General features: G+C 46.3%; 10 protein-coding genes and 1 rRNA gene. All 11 read right to left on the bottom strand.

The genetic code is table 11. The features are described from left to right. Positions 1-331: ribosomal RNA gene (locus tag CXK86_RS32445) — 16S ribosomal RNA — on the bottom strand; the annotation flags it as partial. Positions 332-877: 546 nt separating this feature from the next. Further along, positions 878-2,500, bottom strand: coding sequence for a LysM peptidoglycan-binding domain-containing protein (locus CXK86_RS19550; RefSeq protein WP_101314287.1), 1,623 nt, complete (start codon positions 2,498-2,500; stop codon positions 878-880). A gap of 195 nt (positions 2,501-2,695) precedes the next feature. Continuing rightward, positions 2,696-3,580, bottom strand: coding sequence for a branched-chain-amino-acid transaminase (ilvE, locus tag CXK86_RS19545; RefSeq protein WP_017692630.1), 885 nt, complete (start codon positions 3,578-3,580; stop codon positions 2,696-2,698). 148 nt (positions 3,581-3,728) lie between these two features. Further along, positions 3,729-4,601 (bottom strand): prephenate dehydratase, encoded by an 873-nt coding sequence (gene pheA, locus CXK86_RS19540; protein ID WP_101314286.1) that lies wholly within the window; start codon positions 4,599-4,601, stop codon positions 3,729-3,731. Beyond that, positions 4,598-5,566, bottom strand: coding sequence for a homoserine kinase (thrB, locus tag CXK86_RS19535; RefSeq protein WP_101314285.1), 969 nt, complete (start codon positions 5,564-5,566; stop codon positions 4,598-4,600). Before thrB ends, pheA begins: the two co-directional genes overlap by 4 nt. Next, entirely contained in the window at positions 5,563-6,633 is a 1,071-nt protein-coding gene (gene thrC, locus CXK86_RS19530) for a threonine synthase (protein ID WP_036673546.1), read from the bottom strand. Before thrC ends, thrB begins: the two co-directional genes overlap by 4 nt. Positions 6,634-6,748: 115 nt before the next feature. After that, the gene (locus tag CXK86_RS19525) at positions 6,749-8,035 is read right to left on the bottom strand and encodes a homoserine dehydrogenase (protein ID WP_017692626.1); all 1,287 of its coding nucleotides are present in this window, start codon (positions 8,033-8,035) and stop codon (positions 6,749-6,751) included. A gap of 58 nt (positions 8,036-8,093) precedes the next feature. Further along, positions 8,094-8,531 carry an ACT domain-containing protein gene (locus tag CXK86_RS19520; protein ID WP_017692625.1) on the bottom strand — a complete coding sequence of 146 codons (438 nt, stop codon included), beginning with the start codon at positions 8,529-8,531 and terminating at the stop codon, positions 8,094-8,096. A 230-nt stretch (positions 8,532-8,761) separates the two neighbouring features. Then, positions 8,762-10,072, bottom strand: coding sequence for a GTPase ObgE (gene obgE / locus CXK86_RS19515; protein WP_036673545.1), 1,311 nt, complete (start codon positions 10,070-10,072; stop codon positions 8,762-8,764). A gap of 17 nt (positions 10,073-10,089) precedes the next feature. Further along, complete coding sequence (locus tag CXK86_RS19510; RefSeq protein WP_235193928.1) at positions 10,090-10,887, bottom strand: Spo0B domain-containing protein; 798 nt, start codon at positions 10,885-10,887, stop codon at positions 10,090-10,092. Between the two features lie 90 nt (positions 10,888-10,977). Beyond that, complete coding sequence (gene rpmA, locus CXK86_RS19505; protein WP_017692622.1) at positions 10,978-11,289, bottom strand: 50S ribosomal protein L27; 312 nt, start codon at positions 11,287-11,289, stop codon at positions 10,978-10,980. Between the last annotated feature and the right edge of the window lie 17 nt (positions 11,290-11,306).

Genomic DNA, 11,306 nt, shown 5'->3' with positions numbered 1-11,306 from the left:
TCGATGTGTGGCCGATCACCCTCTCAGGTCGGCTACGCATCGTCGCCTTGGTGAGCCGTTACCTCACCAACTAGCTAATGCGCCGCAGGCCCATCCCCAAGTGACAGATTGCTCCGTCTTTCCAGTTTCCTTCAGGCGAAGAAAACAATTATTCGGTATTAGCTACCGTTTCCGGTAGTTGTCCCAAACTTAAGGGCAGGTTGCCTACGTGTTACTCACCCGTCCGCCGCTAAGTATCAAGAAAGCAAGCTTCCTTTCAACTCCGCTCGACTTGCATGTATTAGGCATGCCGCCAGCGTTCGTCCTGAGCCAGGATCAAACTCTCCAATAAAGTATTGAAAAGAGCGATAAGCTCATTTTGAATCTGACGAGATTAAAAATCTCATTTGTGCTCCAGTCGATCCAGGCCAAGGCTTGTCTCAAACTTTCGCGTTCATTCTGCAAGCAGAATGTTTACTCACTCGTTGTTCAGTTTTCAAAGATCAAACTTGTTTTGTTATCTTTTGTGTTTCCCGTGTCAGCACTGCGTTTCAGCGGCGACTTAAATAATATATCATACGGCTGAATGTAATGCAACAGTTTTTTTCATTTCTTTTCTTTAGTAGTTTTACATTAGCTAAAGCTATCATATCTGTACCCTATCTTGTCCTATCATATTAGGTCATGCTCATAGGGTACAAATATTTTAACACATTTATGAAAGGGTTTACAATAACTTCTTAATAAAATGCTTTCTATTATTTCCTGAGCAACTATATCTCCGTTATGTGCAACTCAATGTTCACTCAGGTAAGCGGGAAGCCAGCTCTCTATTACAGAGCTGGCTTCCCGCTTATATAACAGGCACCTCACTTATTCATCAATCGCAATCTCCAGGTTAGTTCTGTATCCATGGATTACGACGCTTTTTATCGGATTTCCGTTGGCTGGAAGTAGCTGCACCCTCTCTGGACGGTTTCCCGGACACGGACACCTTGGATTTATTCTTCAGAGGAGCCTTGCTTGTTCTGCGCTTTGCAGCGGCCGGCTTATTCCCCGCTTGCTTAGACTTCCCTTCCGAATCTGATCCAACCTCTTCAATTGCTACCTGACTTAAGTTAGCGTCTTCACGCCCCCCTTTTTTTCCACCCTTCCCTTGCCCCTGAGGAGGATACATTTCACCAAATGCTCCAAGCGGGGACGGGGGAACCATGTTCTGAGTAGGGTACGGATTCTGATAAGCATACTCAATAGGCTGGTTTGGCATCGTTGATGTGGACATTTCAGGCGGCATACCGTACGAAGGACCATACATATTCCAAGCCGGATCCTGATAACCAGGAGAAGGATAAGTATACTGAGGCATATGTGTATGTGAGCCACATCCGCATGGAGGGTACGGAAGCATTGAGTATGGAGATATGAAAGGCGGCTGATGATTCATATGACTAGGTGCTACATACGTTGGGAATGGACTATTCACTTCGCCAGCTGGCGCAATCGGAAATGAGTTGTTTTGCATTTCTGCGGACAGATTCGGCATAACGTTATTGTGGTTATAACCCTGCTCCGCGCCAGTCCACGGACTGTTAGGCAGATCACTGCCACCATAAGGACTAACTTCCGGAATCCCTGGAAACGACGCATTGTTACTCGCTCCAGCCGTGTACATGTCTTGCTGAGCACCATACACCTCTTGTACAGGAACCGGGATTTGAACATAAGGGTGCTCGGCTGGCGCATGATGCAACTTATTACCACAACCACAAGGCTTTTTCGTTGCTGGTGCAACCTCAGTTGGAGACTTTGTGTTAGGCATTACAGGCAAAGGCATAATTTCAGGCGAAAGATTAGGCATTGTGTATTTCTTGGATTCTGCTACCGGTTTTACATAAACTTCGGGTTTAACCTCTTCTTTTTTATGCGTTTCCTTTTCGGGTTTCACTTCAGGAAGCTCCGGTAACTGCGGCAGTACCTCCAGTTCAGGCTTCACATTCGGCTTCTCCGTATTGGCTGGTGGTGGAGCAGGGACCGGAACAGGAACCTCTGCTACCGGAGCAGGGGGAGTTGGCGCTACTGGAGTCGGTTGTTCCGGTTCTTTGACTCCCGTGTATTCCTTACCTTCAGGTGACAACTTTTCATGAGCAGCAATGTTGCCGGCACCCGAATTAGATGTGCTGTTTCCTTGTGCGTGCATAGATGGAATATAAACTGTCTCCCCCACCAGCAGAGCGTTCGGATTTTTCAACTGTGGATTGGCATTGACCATATCTTTTAAAGGAACTCCCCAGGCTTGTGCCAACTTCCATAACGAATCTCCTTGCTGTACCTTGTGACTGTGGAGCACACCCTCCGGTTTCGGTGTTACTGGCTCTGCAGGGATTTTAACCTTCATGCCAATATCCAACTTGTCGGGATTTGTGATTTGCGGATTAGCCGCGATCAATTTGTCCAGCGCTACATTGTATTTTTGGGACAGCAGATATAATGTGTCGCCTTTTTTCACCATGTGTATTTTCACAGGGAACTAACCTCCTAGACGTCATACTTGGGCAGTACATTCGCCCATACCGTTACTACATCCTATGCAGAAACCGGGCTAATGACATCAACTAAACAAAAAAAATCCTCCTGTCTCTAAAATCCCCATACACCAGGTATGCAGAATTTTATCGGACAAGGAGGATTCCTGTTCCCTATGTTATGCAATTCTAACTTAAGATTCCCACACTTTATATCCATCTTTGTCAACAATCTGACGGAATGCTTCTAGCAGTCTCAGCGTTACCGGACCTGCTACTCCCGTGCCGATTGTTCTTCCATCGACTTCATATGCAGCGATAACTTCTGCAGCTGTCCCGGTGAAAAAGACTTCGTCTGCGATATACACATCATGCAGGGTGAATGGTACTTCTTTTAATTCAAGCTCCAGTTCGCCACATAGATCGATAATCGCTTGACGTGTAATCCCTTCAAGTGCTCCGAGATAACAAGGCGGCGTGTACACTACACCATTTTTGATGATGAAGATGTTATCACTTGAACCCTCAGTTACGTAACCTTGGGAATTCAGCATAATTGCTTCACCAGCACCTGAATAGTTAGACTGGATTTTAACCAGGATGTTATTCAGATAGTTTAACGATTTAATTTTTGGATTCAATGCGTCTGGAATGTTCCGGCGTTGGGATACCGACACGGCTTTCAATCCAGTAAGATACGCTTCCTCCGGATAGATCGCCAATTGCTCCACGATGATGATTACGGATGCCTTAGGGCAACGTAACGGGTCCAACCCCAGATTACCAGGGCCACGCGATACAATAAGACGAATATAACCATTACGCATATCATTGCGGCGCACCGTTTCAGCCATGACTTCCAGCATCTCATCAATGGACAGCGGAATGTTCAAACTAATGGATTTTGCCGAATCATACAAACGATCCAAGTGGGCCTTACATCTGAAAATATTTCCGTTATAGATCCGAATACCTTCGAAAATTCCATCTCCATACAAAAATCCATGATCATATACCGAAACGGTTGCGTTCTCCTTGGTCACATACTGACCATCCAAATAGATCCATTGTTCTGCCACTGATGACTGCACCTCCATAAAATATCCATTCCCTGTACTCCGAAACGTTATTAACCCGTCCATTGTACACCAAATGACAAGCCATTACTCGCTCATTCTACCCCGACTTATGACAACCTTCTAACATTCCCAAACACCATCAGGTCAATTATCTCGAAGGATATGTATAACAAGGATAGCTACCCAGAACGCGCACCTGACAATTCAATGCTTCAATTTCCGCCATGGCTGCGGTAAGCAATACCGAATCGACCGTTTCCACAACATCAATGTAAAAATAGTAACTGCCCAATCGTTTCTTCGTTGGACGAGATTCGAGACGGGTCAAGTTCAGCTTCCGCCATGCAAAAGCCGACAATACCTGATGCAATGCACCCGGTGCATCTTCTGGCAACGTCACCAGCAAGCTGGTTTTTACATGATCCGGTTCACGTGGAATGTTCACAGGTTCATGGCCAATGAGCACAAAACGAGTGTAGTTGTTGTCATGATCTGTAACCCGTTCAGCCATAATGTCCAGACCATGCTTCTGAGCAGCAAGTTTGGTACCAATCGCTACCCAGCCCTTACCTGGATTTTTTTTCACAATTTCTACAGCTTCGGCTGTACTGTTCACACCTTCAAGATCCGCCCCGGGTGAATGCAACCGAATAAAATTCTGACACTGCGGAATAGCCACAGGGTGAGACATAATCTTGGTGATTCTACCAAAGTCATAATCGCCACTCTCTGTCTTAAATTCCGAACCATGTCCAATCACATTCTGGATGGATGGGTATACCCACTCCGCTTGCATTGGAATATCCACTTCATTTACAAGCCAGTCCATATGAAGACTAACGGAACCCTCAATGGTATTTTCAATCGGAATGACACTGTATTGTGCATTCCCGCTATCCGTTGCTCTAAACACATCCGAAATCAGCTTGGAATGAAGCAAATCTAATGGTTCCCCGTTGAAAAGGAAATCAATTGCCTCATGAGAGACTGAGCCTTCAGGTAATACTGCAATTCGTTTCATGCATTAACTTCCCCTTTGATTCTGTCCAGAAAAGGACGTTCGTCTTGATCAGGCAGCACGGTTACACCGTCCAAATCCGGATCGAGCCACAGTGCAGAAGCAGATATGCCCTCCCGCTCCATAGTGTCCAGCAAATATTGTTCCAATCCCGCTTTCCGGGTGTCATGACGATCTACCAAAGTCAATACGGTCGGGCCAGCTCCGCTCAAGGCAGCTCCCAACGCTCCATGATCAACAGCATGTTCCAATATCTCAGCCATGCCTGGCACCAATGATGCCCGATATGGTTGGTGAATTCGATCTGACATCGCCTTCTGAATCATATCCAGTCGTCCACTCGCCAAAACGGCAACAAGCAGTGAAGATCTGCTAATGTTATACACCACATCAGACATGCCAAATTGCTCTGGAATTACATTCCTTGCTTTTGAAGTAGACAGCTGGAATTCAGGTACAATAACCAAAGCCTGCAGATCCTGGTGTGGTTCAATACGTATATGATCTACCTGTTGACCATTCCATACAGCCGTAATAATACCGCCATACAGAGATGCTCCCACATTATCAGGATGCTTCTCGAGGGATGTGGCCATATCCAGAAGCTTCGCATCGGATAAAGGAGAACCAATTAATGCATTCGCTGCTGCCAATGCACCAACGATGGCTGATGCACTGCTCCCGAGTCCCCGCGTAAGCGGAATATCGGAATACATGGAAATCTCCAATTCAGGGATGGATACCCCAGCTTCATTGAATACCATCTGTGCCACTTCGTAAATCAAATTCGATTTATCTGTTGGCAGGCCTGTCAAATGATTGCCGTGAAGATGAAATGACGTCTGCTCGGCAGGTTTCATTTCCAACCAGGCATACAAAGACAATGCCATGCCCAGAGTATCAAACCCCGGACCGAGATTGGCTGTGCTTGCAGGTATTTTTACGGTTACCTTTTCACGCAAACTCATACAGATTGCTGCTCCAGTTGTGCAATAGCCGCCATTACTGCTTCTTCCGTATCTTCAACAACAAGTGGCTCAGTCGCTACTGTTTTGATCGCAATATTAGGATCTTTCAGGCCATTACCTGTCAGTACACAAACGACAGTCTCTCCGCCTTTAAAGTACCCTTCACTCTTCAGTTTGTATACACCGGCAAGGGAAGCCGCAGAAGCAGGTTCAGCAAAGATTCCTTCCCGAGAAGCAAGTGTACGATACGCTGTCAGAATTTGTTCATCCGTTACATAGTTGATCTGTCCACCAGATTCCTCAGCTGCAGCTACCGCCGTTTTCCAGCTCGCCGGATTACCGATTCGAATTGCTGTTGCTACCGTTTCAGGTTCAAGGATCGGCTCACCTTTGACAATGGCCATCGCACCTTCTGCTTCGAAACCAACCATACGTGGAAGCGTGCTGGACTTGCCTGCCTCTTTATATTCTTTGAAACCTTTCCAATAAGCCGAGATATTACCCGCATTACCGACTGGAATAGCCAGAACGTCAGGCGCTTCGCCAAGTTGTTCAATTACTTCAAACGCTGCTGTCTTCTGTCCTTCAATCCGGAACGGATTCACAGAGTTTACAAGCGTGATCGGATGTTTGGCTGTGATCTCACGCACAATCTCCAGTGCACGGTCAAAGTTACCATTAATCGCGATCACCTTAGCTCCATAGATCATGGCTTGGGCCAGTTTACCCAGTGCAATGTTGTTATTCGGGATCAGTACGATACAATTGAGGCCACCACGTGCGGCGTAGGCCGCTGCAGCTGCTGACGTATTACCTGTGGATGCACACATGATCGTACGGCTGCCCTCTTCCATAGCTTTGGCAACAGCCATAACCATACCGCGGTCTTTGAAAGATCCAGTAGGGTTCAAACCTTCGTATTTGAAGTAAACATTCAAACCGAGTTCCTCAGACAGATTCTCTGCATGAATCAACGGTGTATTTCCTTCCTGAAGCGTAAGAAGGGGTGTATTTTCATTAACTGGAAGGTGCTCTCTGTACGTTTGCAAAAGTCCTTGATATCTCATTGTGGGTAAACTCCTTTATGTTTTAATAATCTGAAATGATGACCTGTTGAACCGGATATGATTAACTTGTACGTTATAACTGAAATAATTGAGATGCCGTATGGGATAAGGACAATTATCCTTCGACCCGGTAGACACTCTTAATGCGGCGAATGACGCTGAGTGATTCAAAATGTTTTAACACTTTATCCATGCTTGCCTTACTTGCATTATGTGTAACGATAATGATCTCGGCATCCGGGTTGTGCTCATTCGGCTGTTGAACAACCGACGCCAGACTGACATCATATTCTGCGAAAATTTGTGTGATTTGTGCCAATACACCGGCTTTGTCGTCTACGTGTAGTAAAATAAAGTTTTTCGACACGATCTGCTCGTCGCTTTGTAGTCGCTTAATCTTATAAGGCACAATTGCTTTGAGACCGTTCACGCCAAGTTTAAGGTTTTTGGTAACCGCCACAATGTCAGCTACAACCGAAGTTGCCGTTGGGAGTTCTCCCGCACCCGCACCGTAGAACATTGTCTCCCCTACAGCTTCACCGTGTACATATACTGCGTTGAACACACCGTTGACTGAAGCAATCGGGTGATTCTGTCTAACCATTGTCGGCTGAACGCTGATCGTGATCTCATCGCCAATACGGTCCGCAATACCAAGTAACTTCATCTCATAGCCCAATCTTTTGGCATACATAATGTCTTCACGAGTTACGGAGGATATTCCTTTAACGGTTACATCCTTCAACTCCACATTGGTGCGGAAACCGAGTGTACTCAATATCGCCATTTTGCGAGCTGCGTCAAGTCCCTCCACATCGGAAGTTGGATCGGATTCGGCGTATCCCAGAGCCTGTGCTTCAGCCAGTACTTCTTCATAGGATGCACCTTCCTGACTCATTTTGGTCAGAATAAAGTTCGTTGTTCCGTTCACAATCCCCATAATGCGGGTAATCCGATCAGAAGAGAAACCTTCAATCAGCGTACGAATGATCGGAATCCCTCCAGCAACACTCGCCTCATAGAACACGTCACATTGTTTTTCCTGTGCCTTCGCCAAAATCTCTGTACCATGCAGTGCCATGAGATCTTTGTTTGCTGTTACGATATGCTTCCCACGTTCCAACGCTTCAAGAATATACTCCTTCGTCTGATCAATGCCGCCCATGACTTCAACGATGACATCAATATCCGGATGACGAATGACTTCCCAAGGATCTTCCGTAAGCTTGGCACGGTCTACAGCAATAACACGTTCTTTCTCTGTATTTTTCACTGCGATCTTCTCGATGACAATCGGCGATCCAACCTGACTGCTCAGATCCTCCTGATTCCCTTCCACAATGCGAACGACTCCCGTTCCGACAGTTCCCAGACCCAACAATCCGACTTTTACCGGTTTCACTAACGATCTACCCCCTAATGTCTATTCTTGTCCGTCAGTCCTGTATGTTAAAGCCTAATTACCCTTGGCCTACAATACGTGTACGTCTTACTCCAGGCATATCTTGCATTCGATCCAGCATTTCACCAATTTCGCCATGAAGATGTGTCGTTTCCACCGAAATGACAACATTGGCTCTTCCTTGAAGCGGGATACTCTGATTAATCGTGAGTACATTAGCTCCATAACCAGCTACATGTCCAAGCACACGAGACAAGATCCCCGACTGATGCTCCAGATCAATGGAGATCGTTACAATTCTCTCGCGCTCAAGCTGGTTGATCAGATGAATTCCATCTTTGTACTTGTAAAAGGCACTCCGGCTTAATCCGACCTGTTCAACCGCCTCATGCACTGTTTTAACATCCCCAGAAGCCAGTAGTTCTTTTACCTGCATGGTCTTCACCACTGCCTCTGGTAAAATATCTTCCCGTACTAAGTAATAGCGTTCGTTCACAGAACGTCCTCTCCTCAAAGACTCATGTATTCATATAGTGGACATTATATAGGATCTATGACAAAAGGGCAATACATGACACGCCTATTTTTTGAAATACGTTCCTCACAGTATACAAGTTTATCCCTCTCCCATGTCAGGAAAAAACAAAAAAAAACGCAGAGTTGCGGGTCAACTTCCCACTTCTCTGCGTTCCTATATCAATCTGTCTCTCCACGGAAGACGGCTACTTAGTAGTAACTGCTACCTTCCACGAATTCGAATTCAAAGTCTCCAATACGAACGATGGTGCCTTCTACAGCTCCGCGCTTACGCAACTCAGCATCCACACCCATATAACGCAGTGTACGTGCGAGTTTCAGTATAGCCTCGTGCGAGTTCAGTTGCATCCGTTTCATCATGCGGTCAATCTTGGCACTTTCGACAACGAACATTTCATTCTCACGCACAATTTTGAAACCATCGTCTTCTTTTTTGTCCAGACTGTATACTTTACGTTCAGATACATCTGCTACCTCTTCAACCACTCGCTCGTCTGGAGCCTGATCCAGCAGATCAGCTGCACGATACAGAAGTTCTTGAATCCCTTTACGAGTCAAGGATGAAATTGGCATCACTTCAATATCAGGTTGCACTTCACGAACTTGCTGTAAAAATTGCTCCAGGTTCGCTTCAGAGTCTGGCATATCCATCTTGTTAGCTGCTACAACTTGCGTTCTCTCGGCGAGAAGCGGATTGTACAACTTCAATTCGTCATTGATTTTCTGCCAGTCTTCAAAAGGATCGCGTCCTTCCGAACCCGACATATCTACGACATGAACAATAATACGAGTACGCTCGACATGACGCAGGAACTCATGTCCCAGTCCGACTCCTTCATGCGCACCTTCAATCAGTCCAGGCAGATCAGCCATGACAAAGCTTCGGCCTTCTCCTACACCGACTACACCCAGATTCGGTGTAATGGTTGTGAAATGGTATGCACCGATCTTTGGCTTGGCTGACGAAACGACAGAAAGCAATGTGGATTTCCCGACACTCGGGAAACCAACCAGACCAACATCTGCCATAACTTTCAGTTCGAGTACGATGTAACGCTCTTGTCCTTCTTCACCGTTCTCAGCAAGTTCAGGTGCAGGATTGTTCGGTGTAGCAAATCGGATGTTACCTCGTCCGCCCCGACCACCACGAGCAATAACAACCTGTTGACCGTGACGTGTCATATCCGCCAGTACTTCTCCACTGTCTTCATCCAAGATGATAGTTCCTGGTGGAATGCGCACAATCATGTTCTCCGCGTTTGCACCATGCTGACTTTTGTTACGTCCCTTCTCACCACGTGGGGCCTTAAAGTGACGCTGGTAACGAAAATCCATCAACGTACGCAAACCTTCATCCACGCGGAAAATGATGTCAGCTCCTCTGCCTCCATCGCCCCCAGCAGGTCCGCCGTTTGGTACATACTTCTCACGACGGAACGAAATAATTCCGTCCCCTCCATCTCCGGCTTTTACATAAATCTTCGCTTTATCTACAAACATTGGTTAACCCCTTCTTCCTATATTCCACACGGCATTCTGAATTGTATAAACGTATCCTCAGACGGAAACTGCTCCGTTCTGACTTTTTTTCCTTTGAGTACGGCAGTAAGCTGCCGCAGTGTTTCCGGATCGGGTGTTTGATCCCCATCCAGTCGGACAACCACATCTCCATGGTCCTGTCCGAAGTTTAAGGTCAGTTTGCGAACCTCTCCCCAAGAAGACCGGCCGCCGCCATATTGATAGGCCCTGATTGCATCAGCAATCGCCCCGGTAAGTGACTCGCCATCCTCGGGAGAGACCAGAGCACTAAGCTGCAACTCATCTTCTATTTCCACATGCAAGTCCAGCGCAATTCCACTGGCGCGAAAAGACTGAAGATAAAATACGAGGGAAGGAATGCCTAATCTGGAGATTCGGCTTTCTTCTGTAACCCGCTCTTTTATTCTTTCCACACATTGCAAGGATTTATCAAGTTTGCCCAGCCGAAGATATCCATATAACACCTGAAGGTCGTTCATCCAGTCGTGTCGATGATGATTTAATGAAGCAATTGCTGTCTTTTCCATGGATTGTATGATGGCTCTGCGTTCCGCCTCCGCCTGTTTCTTCATCGCATTCACAGAAATGAGCAATACTGCGACGGACCACAATGCGCACACGACGCTTGAGATCATCGCCGGATACAACATAACGAAAACCAAAGGAATCAGAAGTGAACATGCCGCAATCCACGGCACTCTTTTCCAAGATTTCATGGCTTCTCCCCGTTCTACAAAACTCGGTTGGTCTACACCCACCGTAACCAAGTATAACATGTCTTTTCTGCCAGTTCATTATCGAATAACCGTTGAATACAAAAAACCTTCGGCAAAAATGCCGAAGGCTCCTTAGGCGGAATGCCGATATTACGCTTCTACTGCTGCTGCTACAGGAGCAACATTAACAGGGTAGATGCTTACTTTTTTGCGATCGCGTCCCCAACGTTCGAATTTTACAACGCCGTCGATTTTCGCGAACAAAGTGTCATCTTTACCGATGCCAACGTTAGTTCCTGGGTGAATTTTCGTTCCGCGTTGGCGAACGAGAATGCTACCACCAGTTACAGTTTGACCATCAGCACGTTTAACACCCAGACGTTGAGCATTACTGTCACGTCCGTTCTTCGTGGAACCTACACCTTTTTTCGATGCGAATAACTGAAGATTTAATTTCAACATGATTGGTTGTCCTCCTT

It is taken from the genome of Paenibacillus sp. BGI2013 (assembly GCF_002843485.1).
Classification (GTDB): Bacteria; Bacillota; Bacilli; order Paenibacillales; family Paenibacillaceae; genus Paenibacillus; species Paenibacillus amylolyticus.
Note: the sequence above shows the minus strand (reverse complement) of the source record. Positions and strands in the feature narration are given on the sequence as shown.